Raw genomic sequence first — 19,770 nt, 5'->3', positions numbered from 1 at the left:
AACATCCTTAATTGTTAAATGCTCTCTAAACTCGGAAACAAGTGCATTTTTATTTTCGAATAAACTATCTAAGTCCTTTATTACATTACTATCAAAATGGGTATTCCCAGCTCGTACATAGGAACTATGCTGACCTGTATTCCCACTACCCACACCGGTATCAGTTATCATTAACTTGCCATTGATAAAAGCAAAATTATCGTAATTTCCCAAAAAATCATGAAACCCCATAAGGCCACAAACAACAAATGCCTTCCTTAATGGAGCAAAACCTGATTCTTGTAATTTCTCCCTATTATAGACTTCTGTTTTTTTTCCTTTGGGGGTATCAAACTGACCAGCAAATTGAGATGCCAGTTCTTCTTTTACAAAACCATTTTCATCAAGATAAAATTTATTGCCAGATGGAAAGTTATCAGGATTTTTTTCATTATGATATGTAGAGTAAGCTATCGTATTCCTGACCGCTGTCCCGTCACCGAGGAAAAAGTTTAAGAGGCCAGAATTAGCAACTTCTACTCGATTACGAACATTATTAATCGAATAATCTTCTTTAGTTTGAAGTCTGATGGCCCCTGTTTTGACCAAATAAAGACGTTGTTGTTTCTCTACATCAGTTGCTTTTAAATACTGTTGTCTGTCTATGTCTCTTTCTTGCGAGATAGTGGATTTATTTTCTTCACGCTCACGATACCAAAGCCACTTTCCCTTTACAGTACCGCTCGTCTTAGGAGCAACACCTGGTGCATGAATCCCCATTTTTTTACCAAAAAAATTTTTTTTATCTATAAAATCTACCATTTTGGTCTCGCAAAACATGCTAAACGCGCACCACTTATGGTAAATTATAGATCAAAAAGAATTATTATCGGACAAATAAAGAAAATTTGTATTCCTAATAATAGAAATAAATATCCATAGAGCTCGATATAAGAAGACAATGACTTACATAGATTTTTCTATAGCTGTCATTTAGTATTACAACTTATCCTTTTCTTCCAATGAAATAACTCGAGCCTCATGCTCTAACATCACAGGAATATCATCATGGATAGGAAATGCCAATCGATCGAATTTACAGATAAGTTCCTGTTTTTTTAATAATAATTTTCCTTTACATAAAGGACACACCAATATTTCCAATAGTTTTTTATCCACAAAATTCTCCAAAGAACCTAAGTCACTTTATTTCGTACATATACAGGTTGAGCATGAGCAACTGAAATGGGTTTTTGCCCAAAAAATTGCGCAAATTGAATCATAGCTGCCGCAGAAGGATTCACTGTAATTTTATCACTAATTTGTGATTTAACTTCCGGGGTAAACGCCTCCCAATATAAGTCTGCCCCTACTCCTGCAAGAGTTATAGGTTGATTCTCAGGAAGACTGAGTTCATGCACTGGATTAACACGCTCCTCTGCTATCCATTGATCTGGCGCAAAATAAGCCCAGTACATTTCCTGCATACGCGCATCCAGTACGGCCAATACAGGGAGCTGATTCATCTGCTTTTCCTGGCGGACCGACCAAGCGATAGCGACTAAGCTACTCACTGGAATCAACTGCAAATCATGAGCATAAGCCAATCCTTTTGCAATACTGCATGCTATACGCAAACCGGTAAAACTTCCGGGGCCACGACCAAATACTATGCCATCCAGCTGATGCATTTGTAAACTGGCGTTGGCCATTAGCTTATCAATCATCGGTAAAATAAATTGTGCATGTGTTTTTTGATTACTTTGTTCTTCACAAAGTAATTCTTTCCCGGTCAGTAAAGCCACACTGGCCGTTTCTGTAGATGTATCAATCGCTAGCAGTTTCATAATCCAGCTCTAATTCTTTAATAAATGTAAGCACTTTCTGCTCATCGCGTGTTTTCGGTAATTGGGGCAAACTGGCCAAAATTCGTCCACCATAGTCTCTGCTGGTTAGACGAGGATCGGCGATCATTAGAACCCCTTTATCAGTGTTATCCCGAATCAACCGCCCTACCCCTTGCTTTAGGGCAATTACTGCCCCTGGTAGAGATAGTTCATCAAAACCTGACAAACCTTTTTCTTTTAAGTAAGCCATTCTACCACGAATTACAGGATCAACCGGACTGGAAAAAGGCAACTTATCAATAATAACACAAGAAAGAGCCTCACCTTTTACATCCACTCCTTCCCAAAAAGTGGCGGTTCCCAATAAAACAGCATTACCTAATTGTCTAAAACGCTCCAATAAAATTGGTTTTGCCTCCGTGCCCTGAATTAATAAGGGGTAGTTTAAAATATTGTCCATCATTTGGGCAACTTGTTTTAATGCTTTATGACTGGTAAACAGAAAAAAACAGCGGCCTCCTAAAGCGTCAATTAAAGGAATGGCTCGTGATACTAATAACTCATAATAGGCTGAATCTTTTGGATCGGGTAATCCTCTAGGCAAATAAAGTAACGCTTGTTGTCGATAATCAAAAGGACTGGGCAATAATAATGTTCTCGCCCCATTCAATCCAAGTGGTTTACAAAAACAATCAAAAGAATCTGCAATAGTTAAAGTTGCCGAAGTAAATACATAAGTACACTCTTGGCGCAGGAGCAAGCTACTGAACGTTTCTGCAACATCGTAGGGAGTAATGTGAAAAACTAAAGTATGTCTAAAACGTTCCAGCCAACGTATTTTATTATTACTTTCCTGAGTAAAGAACGACAAAATTCGAGCAAACTCTTCCAATCGCTCTTTGCACCGCGCCAGTCCAGGAAATTCAGTAAGCGATAGTTCGCTAAAGCAGTTCATCACTTCATCTTTTAACGTCAACCAATTAGTCCATGCCCCCATAAAGGATTTATTATGCTTTACTTCATGCCAACTGAACCGCTCATCCGCTCCGGGTAAACAATTTAATAATTCATCAAGGAGCTGATCGGCTTTATGGCTTAAGAGTTTTAAAGGTTGATTTGCCAGATCCATAACCGGCCACTCTTTAATCAGATCATCTAATAAATCACGAAATTGACGCGTTCCAATACGTTCACCATTGAAATGAGTTGCTATTTCGGCAAGTTGATGGGCTTCATCAAAGATAATAACATCCACACCTGGCAATAACTCGCCAAACCCCTCTTCTTTTAAGCGTGAATCCGCAAAAAAAAGATGATGATTAATCACCACCACATCTGCATCGAGCGCACGTTTACGTGCTTTGAGTAAGAAGCAGGTTTCGTGATTAGGGCACTCAGCGCCTAAGCAATTATCCACTGTGGAGGTAACATATGGCCAGACGGGTGAATCCTCACTCAGTTCGGGTAGTTCCGAACGATCCCCGTTTTTCATTTGTGATAATTTACTGCGTACATGAGCCACTTCATGCGCGCATTGGGGGCTTTGAAACTGCCCTTCTTCGGAGTGCAGTTCTACTCGGTATTGGCAAATATAGTTGGATCTTCCTTTTAGATTTTGTATACGTGCAGATAATCCTAAGGCTCTAACCAAAGTAGGTAAATCTTTTTGATAAAGTTGATCTTGCAGTGTTTTAGTTGCTGTAGAAATCAGTGCTTTTTTGCCACTTAACAAGCAAGGAAGCAAGTAAGCAAAAGTTTTGCCTGTTCCCGTACCTGCCTCAGCAATCAAAATTGATTTTTCTTCAATTGCTTCAGCAATCGCTACAGCTAAATCAGATTGTGGCTTACGCGCCACAAATCCTGCAATAGCCGTGGAAAGTCGACCTTTCTCACTAAGAATTCGCTGGCATGAGTCAGCAAGTGAAGTGATTTCTACCACTCTTTCTGTAAATATTGAAGTTTATCCTTAACCTCGTCCCAATCTTTGGCATCAGGTGGGGCATCCTTTTTAGCAGTTATATTAGGCCAGTTTTTAGCAAGTTCAGCATTTAATTCTTTAAATTGCTGCTGTTCTGAAGTTAAATCATCCTCAGAAACAATGGCATTGACAGGACATTCAGGTTCGCACAATGCACAATCAATACACTCATCTGGATGAATCACCAAAAAATTGGGTCCTTCATAAAAACAATCAACAGGGCATACTTCAACACAATCAGTATACTTACACCTAATACAACTTTCTGTTACTACAAAAGTCATGATAACCTTTTTTTAAGCTGGAAATAATGAATATTAAATCATAAAACTGATCACTTAAGATAGTGGTTTTCATAGGAATTGCATCATCTAAAACCAAGCCCTATTTGCTCACGCGATTTAAGTTGCACAGTGAACAACTGAAAATGAGTAGTACAACACAATTACTTTCCTTCTGGGCAATTATTATTCTTGAAAGATAAGTGGTACTATGCTGTAATTTTACACAATTTTTAATAGCACCGAGTAAAAATTAATCGTCGACCTTCAATGAATCGATAATATTTTTTGATTTTTTTGTAATGGAGTATCCATGGGATTAACAGTAAAACCTATAAGCGCGAAATATCGAAAGTTAATAAGACTGATCCATGACTTTAATAAAATAGCACCTGAAGATGTCGTCCAGCGTTTATTTTACCTGCAAAAAATCAATTACTCAGTCAATTCAATACGTATCACTGAAGGAGAATATCAATGGCTCTCAGCCACTGATGAAGAGAGTTGGCAAGCACATCTCTTGGCTTATGGAATAAATCCTGATGGTGCTTTCCTTTACAAAGGAATTCAATTTGCAAAGGCAGTAGCAGCACAATGCCCTTTAGCTGCCGCTGAGCTACCAGAACAAGATGACACCGAGCTCTATAAGTTAATGAAAGAGCGAGATGAATTATTGAAGAGCAGCCAACCTTTTTCCCAAATTAAAGAACAATTTGTAACAATAAGCCAGCGTCTTAGTCTGTTAGCTGAACACGATATGATACTGAAACAAAATCTCGATGACCACACTCGAATTTTAGCACTGGCCAAAGAGAAAATCAGCGCTATTAAAGGTGAAATTGTTACATGTAGCTCTGCCTATAAGACAGAGGTTCTAGGTGACGAGGCTGTTAATAACCACAACTATACACTCGAAATGAGAGGCTGGGACAAAACTCTGGTTCTATCTGTAGTAGACCGAAGTGATTTAAGTGATCAAGATCTATACTCTGATCCTGTTTCAAAATATTTCGCGAATGATAGTGGTCTTTTTATGATGCAATTCAAAAGTGAAGACCAGCAGGAACTAGAATACAGGCCGGTGGTATTAAGCCAATATGCTAACCAGGGAAATTTACTTCATGTCGCAAAATCGCTAAAAGGCGAGTCCCAAGAAACAATCGCCGCAAGAGCAAAATTTCACTTTAATCAAATTAATGATTTTTGTCTTAAACTCAAAGAAGCAGGTTACTACCATCCTGATATTAAATTAAGTAATTTTTTGGCACATAATAATAAGTTGGTAATTAGTGACCGCAAAACATTTGTCAATTCCCCCAATCCTTTTGCCAGCTTACTACGAGCTTCTCCGCGCTACGCTCCTCCCGAATATCTTGTATGTATTAATGAAGAGACTAAGACATACTCTCCTGCTGCGTACAAAACCCACCTCAATGTGGAACAACTGATGTCCTACCAACTCGGTATGGCGCTTAAAGAATTCTTAATTGTGACGCAAGTGGATAAGCTACCTGATTTAAGAAAAACGCGTCATCGGACTGCACTTTCATATTTTCAAAAACCAGGCCATGCAATAACCAATTTGTCCATTCTTGTTGAAGAATTAACACGTCCTGAAGTAGGAAAAAGACTTTCCATTGATCAATTCCAACAGCTATTATTCTTGATTAACAACCCGGCTGTATTTCATAGAAAACTTGAAATAGCATTATCTTCAGAGACATTAGGCATTAAAAATGAATTAATAGGTATTAAAAAGCTTTTGGCCGCCGATAACCTCGAAAAAGAAGTATTTTTAGAGCAAGCGGACGCCATTTTTACCGCTATTTCAGAACGAGATCCTAAAGAACCTCGCTTAAATCGAATCGCCGAACAATTAGCGACAAAATGTTATCAAAAATATTCGAAAGAATATTTTTCCAGAATTTCTGAGGATATTGAAGATGCTCTATTAACCGAAGATTGGGGGGCTGCAAGCTGGTGGAGACAAGCAATCCATCTTCTCTCTTTCGGCTTTTTCAGAGTGGACAGAGTGACCCCAGTAGACAAAATAAAGCTTTCTCTCGATTATAACGATCCAACATTCCGCACCCATTTTATTCAATTAGAATTTTTGCCTGCAGAAGAGCTCGATGATTTAGGCATCGCTGAATCAAATAACTTCAAAGATTACTTTGAAACTCATTTAGATGAGATTCGAGCCCTTAATACCTCGAACTCGGACAGCGAGAGCGATGAGGCTGATAATGAAGAGGAAGCGCCTGAGGGTGAAAAAGATCGAGAAGGCACACCCGCAAAATCCCCTACGATTAGCAATGAAGAAACCCCAGCGGAGTCCTCTTCATTTCAGACGATGGTAGTCAAGAAAAACAGTTCTAAGAAAGCAGAAGCACCCGTTGCTTCCCAAAAATCTGCAGGTGGAACATTACATTCTGAATCTCAAAAGGGGTCTCCACACCGAGAGAAACCTCAACAACATAAGAAAAAAACTTCTGTGGGTCTTGCAGAAAGCCAACAATTTTTTGCAAATTATGCAAAATTGTCCAAAGCTGTCTCATCGAAGAAAAGAGGTGCATCAGCACATCGGGTTGGAAGCACCCTCTTTAGAGGTGAGCAAAGAACGCAGCACCCGCGGATTCAAGATGTTTTTGAACCATTGACTGAAGGAAAAACATCCGAACCATAGATACAACTACAAGTTTGGTACAATAAAAAGTAGATAAATGCTCAAGGAAGAGCTACTTCATTTCCTCAAAATTGTTTTTTTCTTCGAATACAAACTAATAACAATCGTAATTTTTAAAATTTTCTGTTGTATTCACATTGATTATTCTATGGAAATCCTTAAAGTTCTTTTTGACCAAAAGCATAAAAATTGTCTATATTTATAATCAGGAATAATTTGGTTTTATAAGGACGTAACTAATGGAGTTGGGGCAAAAAAATAGGATTATCAAAAGATTTTTAAAAGAAAAGTGTGAAAATCCTATTGCAATGGAGCTGCAAAGTATCGATCTTGAGCATTATTCTGATCTGGATAAGTTGTTGGATCATATCGATTTCCATCAAAATGGTTTATTTGACTTGGAAACCCTAGAGTCAGATCCCGAACAGTGGCGAGAATTTTGTGGCATCATTAAATATTCTTGTACCTTTGAGAAAGGGGGCTCACCTCCTCTATTAAAGTCTGTCGACTTCAAAAAAGCAGAAGAAGGCATACGCTATACCCAGAATGCTCATGAGATTATTCGATTACCCAAAGACAATTACTACGAACGACCAACTCATACACCCACAGAAGTTGATACTGAATTAGATGATTTAATAATTAACAGCAGAACAAAACTGTACTCGCTTACCCAAACTTTTCCAGAAGCCACAGCATTTGACGCCTCCAATTTCATACAGGTCACAGCACTGATTCAACGTCTGCAAGAAGAGATGGAACGGTTGCCGCATAATGATTCAGAAAAAGAAAGGATAGAAGAACGATTAAATATTCTATCCGATCTTAATAATATTAATGAATTAAAGCGTATCTGTATCCCGCAAGACAATGGGTCCACGCTTATTTATTGTACATTACAAGAAAATATAGGTGGTGTAACAGAAAAAATCACCTTAATGAGTTTGGACAATGTAAAAAAACAATTACGCCATCTATGTGAGAGTGCGCCAGATTTGAGTATAAAAGATTATCAGGCTGCGAGAGAACAATATAAACTGTGTACGGAAGCCATTATCAAACTACCTAAACATGGTGCTATTCAAGAAGTTCAACATGAAGCAATGGCGCTTAATGTTTCTCGATTGATGGAATTAGATACGGCCACTACCACGACCATTTCTCATAACGGACACCCTGCATTATTTATTCCTTTTGATGAGATACAGTTACTTAGTGGTTTTTCTTTAGGAAAAACTTTTTACGCATGGTTATTAGGGAAAACTTATACTCACTATTCAACCATCAAATCTTTAGGTGAAGGAATACAAGCGGACTGTTTTATTGATGATTTTGGCGATGCATTTGCCTTGCTTTACCTATGCAGTGATACCGATGCAATAGGTGGAAATTGTCAAAATAAGGCATTAAGAAATGCAAAATCACTTTTTATTTTTGACCAGTCACTTATGGATACTCACAAATTTATCCTTGATTCACGCTTGTGTCTTATACCAGGAGAGTTTCTTAAGAAACACACACGCCATGGTTTGGGGAGAAATCGTACCCTCATTGAAGATTCGTCCATGCATTCTAAATTTGAAAGCATCATGCAATTACGTGCAATGGACGATAAAATTCTCCAATATGTGACTCACGTTATATGGCAACATCAGCAACAAGCAGCTCGAATTAAACGACAATTTAAAAAACCATTGAGCACTGAAAAACAAAGCCAATTAACTTCCGAGTTAAGTGATCTCATGCTTTTAGAAAAAGATGCAGAAACGTTGCGCACTCGGTTAATGGAACGTCTCGCAGCAATTGATGATATGTTACCGCAATCAACTGGTGATATCGATTTGCCTATGGTAAGAAATGCTTTGATTTTTGAAAAACTAATACATAATCCTATATTGTATAGTGACGATGGGCGCCCTTTTAAAAACCCTTGGACTTACAGACAACAAAATAAACTTAAAAAAATAGATGATCTGGGTAATGACTTGATACAACTCACCTTTAGCGACAAAGTCTCTTCAGTCATGGTGGATTTTATTAAACGGCGTGGTGGAGGTGACTCCATAACTATCACCACAGCAAAAACGATCACCCTAAGTAAAGCTCAATTGATTGCATTAAGAGAAGACATACTCCATCCTGAGCATCAATTAGTCTTAGATCCAGCCATAAACTATTTGGATCCACTCGACTTGGCAGCAATTAAAGAAGCTTATAATGCAGGAAATCGAACTTACATTATGCACACGATTACAAGTTACCGTGAGAAAATGAATAATGATAAGGTCTCTGTTGATGAACAATTGAAATGTATTGTTGAAACGGAAGAACAATTGAAACAATTGATTATGAGCGCGCATGATAGAGGCTTTGGCATGCATGTCTTCAAAAAATTCTATTTTGATGCACAGCAACAATTGCAGCGGTTGATACTTCCTTTAAAAGTTCCAGTGAAGTTAAATAATGCTTTTGCTGCTGCTTTAAAGCTGGATAGAGTATCCGAATTTAATGCAGTCGTATTACAAGCAATAAAACAAGATAAAATCACCGATCAACAATTTATAAATTTTCTTGATGAATGCCTACAAAGAGCAAATGCAGCAACAAATTATACCCAGGCACAGAAAGAAAGCGCCGAACTCTCCAGTAAAGCTAAAGAGGTAATGTGTCAATTAGAGGTATTTACAATACCTTATTTTAGCCAGCTTCTCACATCATCATGCATGCAACAAGATGGATTGAAGCAGGATGTATTCATCATTGAAACAAAGCAGGAGAAGGAAGAAGAGGTGTGGACAGTAAAATCATCACCGACTTCATTGTCATCGGACACAGAACTTGAGGAACATATAAAAATGTTATGCAATTAATAATTTATTTGCATATACTGAATGAAGTTAATGGAGCAATTATGCCTATACATGAGAGACGTCAACATTTTCGAGTAGAAGATCATATCTATTTTAACTACCGAGTTATGGAGCCAGGGGAACTGTGTCCTGATCGCGCAGTTGTGGATCAACTTTTAGGCAAAAATGGGCAACGATATCTTGAGGCTGCACATTATTTTCAAGAAATTGATTATGAATTAGCGGAACTAACTCAAGTTATTGCGCTTAAAGAACCTACAATAGCCCACTATCTTAATCTACTCAACGCAAAAATAGATTACTTATCACGACAAATGCTTATGACCAATACGATTCAGCTACGCAAGGTCAATATTAGTCTAGGTGGAATGGCATTTAAGACACCTGAGCTCATTAAGGAAAAAACACTGTTAAAATTGGTCATCTATACCAAACCTAAAATGATACCTGTCATTGTTGAAGGCACTGTGGTTTATAGCCAATATCAAAGCGAACATAACTACCGAACTGCAGTATCATTTAATGGATTAACCAATGAACAAGAACAAATTCTTTCTCAACATATTTTATTGGCACAGGCGAAACACCGTTCGGACTAAAAAATAATTTAATCATTTTAAGTACAAAATTGCCAAATAACACGTACACTATACTGCGTTTATGATGTAGCAAATAAGAGGCAAACATGACCAGAATAGTATATTGCTGTAAATTAAAACACGAAGCTGAAGGCTTATTAAAACCACCCTTCCCCGGTGCATTAGGTGAACGGGTTTATAATGAAGTATCAAAACAGGCCTGGAATATGTGGTTAACCCACCAAACCATGCTCATCAATGAATACCGCCTGAATTTAATGGAAGCTAAAGCACGCGAGTTTTTAAAAGAAGAAATGCAAAAATATTTTTTTGGTGAGGGTTCTGAAAAACCCGCTGGTTATACACCTAAATAAATTAAATGTAGTCCCGGTTGCAAAACTTCAAGCCTTAGCGAGAGATTACCCCACTGTAGGGGAGTATTAGAGATTCCTCATGGCTCTTGTTATGAGAATAAAAAAAGCGTGAATATTTTCTCTTGTTCTAAAATCGGAAACAAGCTTGGATTATGTAGCCACTGTCTGAAACGTTTATTTCAAGCCAGTGGCTCCATGTGCTCATTAAATTAAAATTAAGAACGTCACTCCCCTCCCAAAATCGTCTATTTTCTTCTTCATCCTAAAATGTTGACATAAACTTAGCACAATAGAAAAATCAAGTACCAATTAGATTTAATTTGGACCAAAAAGATAAAATTAAATACTTAAAAAACAATCATTTATTCAAAAAAAGCACTATGACTATAAAAGATTCATAAAATAATAATTCAGAAATTAATGGGCTAAGAATAAAAAACAATTTTTTTTAAAAAAAAATGCATTCAACACTTGACTCAAAACGCTTCTCGGAGTCTAATAGCAACCCTCGGGGCCAGATAGCTCAGTCGGTAGAGCAGAGGACTGAAAATCCTCGTGTCGGCAGTTCGATTCTGCCTCTGGCCACCATGAGACCCCATAAAATCAATAAATTAGGCTCTTCCCCATTTCCGGGGGCACTAATCAAGAACACAAAACTTTAACCCTTAACCTGTAATTTTCAAAATTTCTAAACCCGTAAGCACGTCTTTGAATCAGTTTCATTTTACGATGAAACCCTTCCGTAATGCCGTTGTTTTTAGTAAACCGCCACATTCTAACCACTTCTTCACGCCATTGGTATAATGTTTTACCTAGAGTCTTTAGTGACTCAAAAGGACTTTCTTTTAAAAGCGTTACGTATTTAAGAAACAAAGGCAGTAAACGCTTACATTGCTTTGCTGTCCGATGCTTTTTCATCAGGAGTCGATGGAGACGTTGCTTAAAGTGATAGATAGCCGCAATTGCTGGCTGGTGCTGTAAATAGCTGGCTCTTCTATTTAATCGTTTTATCGTTAAATTGGCTTCATTCGTTCTTAATGCAGCTAATAGACCACGTTGATACTTTATTTGAGGGTCAATCTGTTGATAAGTCTGGAGGCTCATCTGATTCAACAAGCGAATCACATGGAAACGGTCAGCCACTATCTTTGCATTAGGAAAATAACGTCTTATTAATAAGCGATAGCTGCTGCTTAAATCAATACACACAACAAGCACTTTATCCCGCCCCTCTAAGGTCTTGAGATAGCTCTCTAAGTCTTTAGCACTACGCCCTTCAACCACATCAAAGATTTTGTGCTTGGCTAAATCACAAAAGGTTGTCGCATACCCAACCTTTCTATTAAATGAATGCTCATCAAGGCCTAATATCCGAGGACAAGAGCGTCTCGATATCTTTTTATAACGGAGCTCATAACCATAGTGATACCAACGCTCTACAGTCGATTTGCCCAGCTTTAAGTCCCGAGACAAATCTTTTTGACTCACTCCCTTACTGTGATAGTGAAATACTTGTTTTCGTAAACTCTCCGTCGCTCTTTGATGTTTCCCTATCCCAGGAAATCGCTGATTAAAATAACGACCACATGATGGACAATAATACTTATGAGCTTTTAAACACAAATAACTACGTCGCAATCCAATCGATTCATGACGGATTCGTCTTATAAAACTGTCCTTTTTACGTAACTTCTTATTACCACAATGAATACAGCGAACTACCCAGCGATAGCTTACCTCTATGTATACCGGGTTTTCTCCACTTACTCTTTTAATAGAATATCCAGGCAAATTTAGGATACAATCTTTCTTAGGCATTTTAATCTTCCTTTTGACCGTCAAATCAAAGGGTTAGTCTAGACTAACTTGATTAAAATGCCCCCTTATTTGGGGTAGAGCCATAAATTACAATTCATTTTTTCAAACCATAAAAAATCCGGCTCTTTCCGGATCATCCCCATTTTCGGGAGCACAAATAATTAGATGATTTAAAATTTTGTTATGCAGAAAATGATTTTCGATAAACTTAATGGAGTCAAATATAGATTGTAAGTTTATTATCAATCTAATTTCTTTGGAGTTTTTGCATCACAGCGCGGCTTGATTTAAATACTCCATTTGTTGGGTAGATTCCACCAAGGGACATAATCAGGGAGACGTCCGTGTCAATGATAAAAAAAAATCAATCGGCTCTTGGAACAGGAGCTATAATACTCGCCACCTTATTTTGGGGAATGACTTTTGCATTTATAAAGGATGCTGTGGCAACCCTTTCCCCGCTTAATTTTTTATTTTGGCGATTTGGAATTGCAAGCATCCTATTATTGATTGTTTTTTGGAAAAAAATAAAATTTAACAAACAAGTTTTTCTTTATGGAATAGTATTAGGCATTTTTTTGGCCGGGACTGTAGTCTTTCAAACCATTGGCTTACGTTACACCAAGGCATCAACAGCAAGTTTCATTACTGGGTTCTCTGTTATTTTAGTTGCGCTTTTGGAGTCATTATCCAATAAACAGTGGCCATCACTCTATTTATTTGTATCGACTTTGATAGCAATGATTGGCATCGGATTTATTACACTTTCAAATGGACTCTCGATAAATCAGGGTGATATCTGGATATTACTCTGTGCCTTTTGTTTCGCAAATTATATTATTTGTGCTGGAAAAGCTTCTCATATTCATCAATCATTTTCCTTAACATTCATACAGGCCGCTTTTGTTTGTATTTTGGTGGGGGTAGGTAGTTTTTTTACCAATAAAATTGCAATTCCTCAACAAATGAATATCTGGGTATCGATTTTATTTTGTAGTATTTTTGCATCAATCATTGCTTTTGTATTGCAACTGCAATTTCAAAAACATATCAGTGCAACCAAAGCAGCCATAATTTTTTCCCTCGAACCGGTATTCGCTACAATAACTGCGGCCATTTATTTACATGAAAAATTAACTTTTCAATTTTGTGTCGGTGCGTTAATGATATTTTTTGCCATCATATTCTCTGAGAAACACACGAAACAAAAAATAATTCCGCAAGAATAGAGCGCGCAGCGCATAGGCGAAGGTTAGGCCAAGGCCTAACCTTCGTGCTCGTTCCCGCGAAGAGGACACGATCACGAATTGTCACCATCGCTAAGCTTTTATCCGTGCTCTCTATATTACTCCCGTCCTAAAATTCTATTGATAATCGCCATCGCTTGCTTATCACAAAAGATAGCATCAATTTCTGGTTCAGTAGCACAACCTATATTGTGACAGTATTCTTGAGAGGCTAAGGCATCGATGCATATTTTTATTCCGTTCTGAATCAATGAAATGGTCTTGGCTAATCGCTGATCATGATCATGATTGGTCACTCCTTGATATTGATCGACTAATTCAGATAATCCTTTTAATACTTGTTTACGAGCGGTTTGATGTTCTGCCCGTAATTTACATAGATCTTTCGCTAAATCATGGGTTTCATTATCACTCATCACCTCATTGGTATCTTCAATACATTGAGAAAGATCCAATCTAATTTTATTATTATCTGCGGGAATAATGGGATTATCAGGGCCTTTGTAAGTGGTGTTGTCTGCAAAAGTCACCGTCGTTACAATTAAAAAGGCACATGCAGTTAGTACTGGGATATTCATAATATTCCTTAATGAGATATTGATTCCAATGCTGAATATTATTTAAATGATAGACTGGAAATAATTTTTTGGCTCGTTAGAGTAAAAGGAAAAGATCCACAATATTTTGGTACTAAGTGAGTTAAAACCAACAATCAAAGACATATTAAGTTATATACTCATTACTGAAACCAAGGTTTCATAAATAGGGAAATTACTGAAATGAAAAAAACTATATTATTCATATTGGGATATGTCTTAATGTGTTGCTCGCAGCTTTTAAACGCTCAAACAAATACAGGAAAGTTATTAGAGACTAAAATGGATGAGGCTGAAATCTATCTTAATCAAACACAAAATACGCCAAAAGCATGGAAACTAGCAGTTGAAATATCAAAGCTAATCAAGGAGCATCCTGAGTATGATGATGGTGAGTTTGCAGAAGGAATGATTGATGTTGTCTCCAAACTGTTAACTAAGCCATGGAACTATGCGAGCCCTTACCTCACTGGCAATAAAAGTACAGCAGCATTTCGTCAATTTGTCATTGATCATATCAATGAACTTACTGATCCTGAAGATTTAAAAGCAATTAAGAAAAATATTTTAAAAAATTGTGACCGAACTAAGCATCTTATTTGCCGACAGTTAATAGCAAAAATTCAAAGAAGTATGCCTTGAAAAATGGAATCATACGTTCATAGAGCATGGGAATTGTTTCCCCTTTCCCCTATTGATATTTAAGAGAAACCATAATGCTGTCTTCCTTTTCCTCTTCAGGCGGTAGCTTAGCGCTCCCTAATTCTTGGGCTCCAAGCGAAACTGACTGCACGCTATTGAACATGAAAAAGCCAGACGATAGAAGATTTGGATAGAAATCATCACAGTCACCGGAAAGAGTTGTAGTGCTTGCTCCATCCATAAGATCTTCTTTACACGGGTTTACTTTACGACGTTTTGGGTTGAAACCTACGGGATTGCTATCCTGACGCAGCGTCTGTTTTGGTTTGGAAAAAATTACCTCATCTGATTTTAACGTATTGCTGGAATTATGAACAAACTCTGCCATAAGCATGTGCTTTTTAAACAATTTAAATTCCATTGATAAAATCATTTGCGGGTAATTGGGATCTATAAAATAAACCTGTTTTTTAGGTTCCTTTTTAACACCAATTAAAAGGATGGTGTGTGGAATATTTTGTTGATATCCGTCCACACTGTAAACGTTTCTCTCTATTAATCCATTCGAAGATTTAATCTTTTCAGCTACAGGTAATTTTCCTTGAGGAAAAGTATTCCCATGTGTGAGCCTTATGGCTATGGGACCAAAGTTTTCAAGAATGTTAGCTAATTCAGTAGTTGTGAAAATGTCCCTATCGATATTTAAGTCATCAAATGTGGTAACGGATAAATCGAGTAATCTTGCCATGGCAAAGTCCACTCCATATTTATCCAAAAAATCTTCAATCCAATCTCCATCATAATCCTCTCCTGCTTCATCAATTATTTCATCCGCAACCCTAATAAGGTCTTCAGCGTAAGCGGACATTACCTGGTACATAATCTCTCTAAAATCATCCTTGGTGTTTCTACATGCCTGAACAATATCGCTAACACAAGAGGAAACATTCACTTGTATTCTATGCATTGCTCTTAGATGTAAAAAGGAAAAAAAGTAACATTGAGGACTATCTTGTGCAGGAATGTGTGTATGTTTGGGGATGTAAATAATTTCTTTTTTAGAAAACATTTTTAACTTCTCGATAAATCTTGTTTGTTTGAACATGCTGTACAAATATACCACCAAATGGTTAATTAAGCATTAAGTTATTTAAAAAAATACCCAATAACATAGGATTTATTATAATCATATTGACGATAATTGAATCAATTGATACCATGTTAGATTTTTTTATATAGGAGCTTTCATGCTTAACCCCTACGCGCATTTTCTTAAATTAGAACTAAACGACGAAGACCTGAAACAACTGGAGGATGCGTATTATGGTAAAAAGCCACAAACCATGGACTCCCCATTTCTTGAATTAGAATTGAATGATGAAGACCTAAAGCAACTGGAAGATGCTTTCTACAGCAAAGACTCCCAAGAAACAACCAGCTTTTTTAATTTAGGCTATAGCGTAGGCGACGAACAACAAGAATATCGCAAAGCATCTCAAGAAATAGAGGTAGAAGATTCTTTAAAAAAGAGAAAAAGGGAGCTTGCAAAAAATCAAGAAGATAACAATCAGCCCCCCTTAAAACAGAAAAGTTATTGGCTACCCGTAGATCATAAAAAGCGTATGACGGAAAACATGTTTAAACTCAAGCAAACAGCCGATAATCAGCTTTGCTTGAAAGCGAAAAAAGAAACTCCACCATGGGCAGAACATTCATTTAAATTCGAGCTGAAAAAAGACAACCAAAGATTTGAGAAAGAGGAGAGTCAACCAGCTCAAGACGAGAAGATAATTTTCGTGAGTCATCAAGAGCAGGCAAGAAAAAGGCGCCCCCAAAAAACTGGCCCCCAACATCGTTTTATGTTTCACTTGAATACAAATACGGGTAAGCTCATCGAGCCTCAGAAAGAAGAGCAGGATCAACCTTCTTTTACGGGTGGCAAACCATAAAAAAGGGATAAATGACCCAGCCCTATAGGTATAAATATTAATCATAAGGACAACAAAAATATTAATTCATAACCATTCTAATCAAAAATAGGAGCTTTAATGCCTAATTCCTACCAGCATTTTCTTGAAATAGAATTAAATGACCAAGACCTTAAGCAACAGGAAGATGCTTGCAATGGAACAGAGTCTCAACAAGCGGATGATTTTTTTCGTGATTTAGAATTAAATAGTGAAGAATTTGCGCCACAGCAAGAGGACAAAGGATCGCAACGAACCGATGATTTTTTTCTTGATTTGGACTTAAATAGCGAAAACCTTGAGCAACAAGAAGCAAATAAGGAGCGACAAGAATCGGAAGATTTGTTTCTTGATTTAGATATAAATGAAGAAGATCTTAAGCAACAAGAAGCTGATAAAGAGTCGCAAGAAACAGTCGATTTTTTTCTTGGTTTAGATATAAATGGTGAAGGATTGGAGCAACATCAGGCGGACAAAGAACCACAAGATGCAGACGATTTTTTCCTTGGTTTAGACATAAACAGCGTAGGTGTTGAACAACAGAAAGCAGATACAGAGCCACAAGAAAGGGAGCCTGAAGTCAATTTAAAAAAGCGAAAAATAGAGTGCTTAAAAAAAGTGGAAGAAAATAATGAGGCCACAAAAAGACCAGTACCTGCGTATTGGCTGCCTAAGGCACATAAAAAGCGTATGGAGGAAAACATGTTTGAACTGAATAAGGAAAAACACGCGCCCTCTGAATCACAGAAACATAAGGTGCATATGAAGAAATTTATGTTTAAGTTCAAAAATGATAGAGACATCCCGAATAGAGAGACAAATAACCCAGAACTTACGAAAAAACCGAATCAATCTGTCGAAAGTGTAATGAAATATGATGCAATAAAACGTGGTAGAAAAAAAAGTGCCCCCCAACATCATTATATGTTTCATTTCATGAATAACGAAAAACAAGAGGAACACACTCCCCCCCAAAACGATGCTCAGATTCAACCCTCTTTTCCAGTTAGTAAACCTTAATGGTAATGCAATCTATTAATTGACACACAACAAAGGTCGAGTCATTCGACCTGACCCTTGCTGCTTACTTTGTAAAATCATTTAGGATAGCTATTTTAAATTTGCAATATTAATAAACAAACTGTACGATGTTAAGCTTTTATATTGGTTAAGAGATTTCATTCATTATGCTAAGTAAGTTTGAAGAACAAGAATTAGAAAAAATAAAACACAACATTGCATTGCTCAAGGATATTCCTGAAGAGCTAAAAGCTAATGAAGCGTTCATGCTTGAGGCAGTCAAAATAAGTTCTTTTGCAATGGACTATGCAGCACCAACGCTAAAAAATAAAGAAAGCTTTGTTCTTAAAGCCATTTTAATCAATTGCAACTCTTATATATATATATCAGATAATTTAAAGGATCGTGAAAATATAACCTCTTTAGCTATAAGAAAAGAGCCTAAACTATATTTTTATGCTTCGTCTCGATTAAAAGCAGATGAATATTTTAAAAACACTGCATTGAAAATCAATAGTTGGTATCCATGGATAAAATTAAATAAACTAATAAAAAATAATTTTATTGAAGGAATAAGCGACACGTTTGCAATTATATATGGGGATTATGGGATACTAAAAAAAATATATGGAAGAGAACTCGATCCGAATCAGCTGAAACATGGATTAATTGATATCACGTTGATCCCACAATTATCTGGCGTCTTAATTAATTATGGCTTGCCTAGTATGCAACGTAGTGAGAATCCTTTCATATATATTAGAGATGAAGAACGATGGAATGACTCCATCATTCTTAGAAATATATCGTGTTGCGTAGGCTTTGGTTTACAATTTTTAAGGTTTGCATTGGCAGCTGCAGCAACTCTAATGGTTCTTCCTTTAGTTGCTTTAGTGCATGTGCTTAAATTCCCGTTTACTTATTCCTATCAGCACAGCTTACTTCAACTAGAGGGCATCATCTATGATACTGAGAGCAAAAAACCTGTCTCAGGAAACACAACTTTAGCGGAATTTATTGCAACGACTAACTCCACTTTAAATGATTTATCAGGTTATAAGTCCTCAGATATCACATCTTATTCTTCTGAAAACTCACAAGTAGACACGTACGGTTCATTGCGTAGTACTAGTCCTCAATTGTTTTTTAGACCGTTAGATAGTAATAGATCTTCTCATCTCCGAGCTAAAGAAATAGCAGCCGCTCTTGAAATAGATGAAAACTATGATCCCAATAACTCTCAATCAGCTGCTATAGGTCGATCGTTTTACTAATAATCAAAAATACTATATACAGATCCGCTAACCTTATGCTAATGAGTTATACGGGGTAATAATGAATCTCACAGATATTAATATTCTTGGCACAGAATAAACTTCTTCAAAAATATTTATCTCCTGATATCATTCTGAATTTTTTTATCATCTAGTCACAAACTAAAATGGCACTGGAGATCGAATGTTAACCAGAAATAAATCCAATTCGCATCAACATCAACAAATTTTTAAAAATTACCACCGTTTGATGAAGCGATTCAGAAGATGGGAAAAAAATACTTCTACTCTCGAAGCAAATGAAGAAGATTTTAAAACCTTAGATATTGAGCTAAAAAATATTGAAGAATTCTATAAAGAGTTTACCACCAAAGTATTAGCTCCTCTTGCCCAACAACCCATATCGGATTTACCAGAGTTCATAAGCCAAGAAGATATTTTCAGCCTTTTAGGGTATAGACAATTCATGCTTTTTGCACAAATGTTTTCCGAAAGAGAAGCATGGATGCAACGTATTGCAGGCACCGATGGGAAAAATGCTCATACCAGCGAAAGCTACCGCAAATTCAAAAGCCTTGTTTCAAAATGTCCTGGCAAATTTGTTATTGAGGAG

The 19,770-nt window shown here is 36.9% G+C and carries 17 protein-coding genes, 1 tRNA gene and 1 pseudogene; 11 read left to right on the top strand and 8 right to left on the bottom strand.

Translation table 11 applies throughout. The annotated features are described in order from the left end of the window. From OQJ26_RS18945 to fdxA, 5 genes are all read right to left on the bottom strand, one after another. A partial coding sequence (locus OQJ26_RS18945; RefSeq protein ID WP_265705244.1) for a hypothetical protein occupies positions 1–801 on the bottom strand: 801 nt, incomplete at its 3' end. 177 nt (positions 802–978) lie between these two features. Next, positions 979–1,158 (bottom strand): Trm112 family protein, encoded by a 180-nt coding sequence (locus OQJ26_RS18940; protein ID WP_058477350.1) that lies wholly within the window; start codon positions 1,156–1,158, stop codon positions 979–981. 17 nt (positions 1,159–1,175) lie between these two features. After that, complete coding sequence (gene tsaB / locus OQJ26_RS18935) at positions 1,176–1,826, bottom strand: tRNA (adenosine(37)-N6)-threonylcarbamoyltransferase complex dimerization subunit type 1 TsaB (RefSeq protein ID WP_265705243.1); 651 nt, start codon at positions 1,824–1,826, stop codon at positions 1,176–1,178. Then, positions 1,807–3,765 (bottom strand): ATP-dependent DNA helicase, encoded by a 1,959-nt coding sequence (locus tag OQJ26_RS18930; protein ID WP_265705242.1) that lies wholly within the window; start codon positions 3,763–3,765, stop codon positions 1,807–1,809. The genes tsaB and OQJ26_RS18930 overlap by 20 nt, the downstream gene beginning before the upstream one ends. Beyond that, positions 3,759–4,088, bottom strand: a complete 330-nt coding sequence (fdxA, locus tag OQJ26_RS18925; RefSeq protein ID WP_028380209.1) for a ferredoxin FdxA — start codon at positions 4,086–4,088, stop codon at positions 3,759–3,761. The genes OQJ26_RS18930 and fdxA overlap by 7 nt, the downstream gene beginning before the upstream one ends. Before the next feature lie 310 nt (positions 4,089–4,398). On the opposite strand from fdxA, the gene legK7 reads away from it, so the two are divergent. The 5 genes from legK7 (at position 4,399) to OQJ26_RS18900 (ending at position 11,181) form a co-directional block, all read left to right on the top strand. Beyond that, positions 4,399–6,771, top strand: coding sequence for a LegK7 family Dot/Icm T4SS effector kinase (gene legK7 / locus OQJ26_RS18920; protein ID WP_265705241.1), 2,373 nt, complete (start codon positions 4,399–4,401; stop codon positions 6,769–6,771). A gap of 239 nt (positions 6,772–7,010) precedes the next feature. Next, on the top strand, positions 7,011–9,641 hold the full coding sequence (locus tag OQJ26_RS18915) for a hypothetical protein (protein ID WP_265705240.1): 2,631 nt from the start codon (positions 7,011–7,013) through the stop codon (positions 9,639–9,641). Positions 9,642–9,682: 41 nt separating this feature from the next. Beyond that, positions 9,683–10,240 carry a PilZ domain-containing protein gene (locus OQJ26_RS18910; RefSeq protein WP_028380206.1) on the top strand — a complete coding sequence of 186 codons (558 nt, stop codon included), beginning with the start codon at positions 9,683–9,685 and terminating at the stop codon, positions 10,238–10,240. Positions 10,241–10,326: 86 nt separating this feature from the next. Beyond that, the gene (locus tag OQJ26_RS18905; protein ID WP_265705239.1) at positions 10,327–10,593 is read left to right on the top strand and encodes an oxidative damage protection protein; all 267 of its coding nucleotides are present in this window, start codon (positions 10,327–10,329) and stop codon (positions 10,591–10,593) included. A gap of 512 nt (positions 10,594–11,105) precedes the next feature. Then, positions 11,106–11,181, top strand: a tRNA-Phe gene (locus OQJ26_RS18900). 54 nt (positions 11,182–11,235) lie between these two features. Here the strand turns inward: OQJ26_RS18900 and OQJ26_RS18895 are convergent. After that, a complete protein-coding gene (locus tag OQJ26_RS18895) occupies positions 11,236–12,411 on the bottom strand; it encodes an ISL3 family transposase (protein WP_265704196.1) in 1,176 nt (391 codons plus the stop codon). A 350-nt stretch (positions 12,412–12,761) separates the two neighbouring features. Between OQJ26_RS18895 and OQJ26_RS18890 the strand changes: the two genes are divergently transcribed. Further along, positions 12,762–13,640, top strand: a complete 879-nt coding sequence (locus OQJ26_RS18890; protein WP_265705245.1) for a DMT family transporter — start codon at positions 12,762–12,764, stop codon at positions 13,638–13,640. A 116-nt stretch (positions 13,641–13,756) separates the two neighbouring features. On the opposite strand, the gene OQJ26_RS18885 is transcribed toward OQJ26_RS18890, so the two are convergent. Then, entirely contained in the window at positions 13,757–14,236 is a 480-nt protein-coding gene (locus OQJ26_RS18885) for a hypothetical protein (protein ID WP_265705238.1), read from the bottom strand. 201 nt (positions 14,237–14,437) lie between these two features. On the opposite strand from OQJ26_RS18885, the gene OQJ26_RS18880 reads away from it, so the two are divergent. Continuing rightward, positions 14,438–14,896 (top strand): hypothetical protein, encoded by a 459-nt coding sequence (locus tag OQJ26_RS18880; protein WP_265705237.1) that lies wholly within the window; start codon positions 14,438–14,440, stop codon positions 14,894–14,896. A 49-nt stretch (positions 14,897–14,945) separates the two neighbouring features. Here the strand turns inward: OQJ26_RS18880 and OQJ26_RS18875 are convergent, their stop codons facing one another. Beyond that, positions 14,946–15,965, bottom strand: coding sequence for a hypothetical protein (locus tag OQJ26_RS18875; RefSeq protein WP_265705236.1), 1,020 nt, complete (start codon positions 15,963–15,965; stop codon positions 14,946–14,948). 178 nt (positions 15,966–16,143) lie between these two features. Between OQJ26_RS18875 and OQJ26_RS18870 the strand changes: the two genes are divergently transcribed. The 4 genes and pseudogenes from OQJ26_RS18870 to OQJ26_RS18855 all read left to right on the top strand — a co-directional run. Beyond that, positions 16,144–16,845, top strand: coding sequence for a hypothetical protein (locus OQJ26_RS18870; RefSeq protein ID WP_265705235.1), 702 nt, complete (start codon positions 16,144–16,146; stop codon positions 16,843–16,845). A 99-nt stretch (positions 16,846–16,944) separates the two neighbouring features. After that, the gene (locus OQJ26_RS18865) at positions 16,945–17,883 is read left to right on the top strand and encodes a hypothetical protein (RefSeq protein WP_265705234.1); all 939 of its coding nucleotides are present in this window, start codon (positions 16,945–16,947) and stop codon (positions 17,881–17,883) included. Between the two features lie 167 nt (positions 17,884–18,050). Then, positions 18,051–19,157: a DUF4116 domain-containing protein gene (locus OQJ26_RS18860; RefSeq protein WP_265705233.1), complete on the top strand. Its 1,107-nt coding sequence runs from the start codon at positions 18,051–18,053 to the stop codon at positions 19,155–19,157. A gap of 184 nt (positions 19,158–19,341) precedes the next feature. Further along, positions 19,342–19,770 (top strand): annotated as a pseudogene (locus OQJ26_RS18855) (EbhA); the annotation flags it as partial.

Origin of the sequence: Legionella sheltonii (genome assembly GCF_026191355.1) — a bacterium.
GTDB lineage: Bacteria > Pseudomonadota > Gammaproteobacteria > Legionellales > Legionellaceae > Legionella > Legionella sheltonii.
The sequence above is the reverse complement of the archived record's forward strand: the minus strand, read 5'-3'. Positions and strand labels throughout refer to the sequence as shown.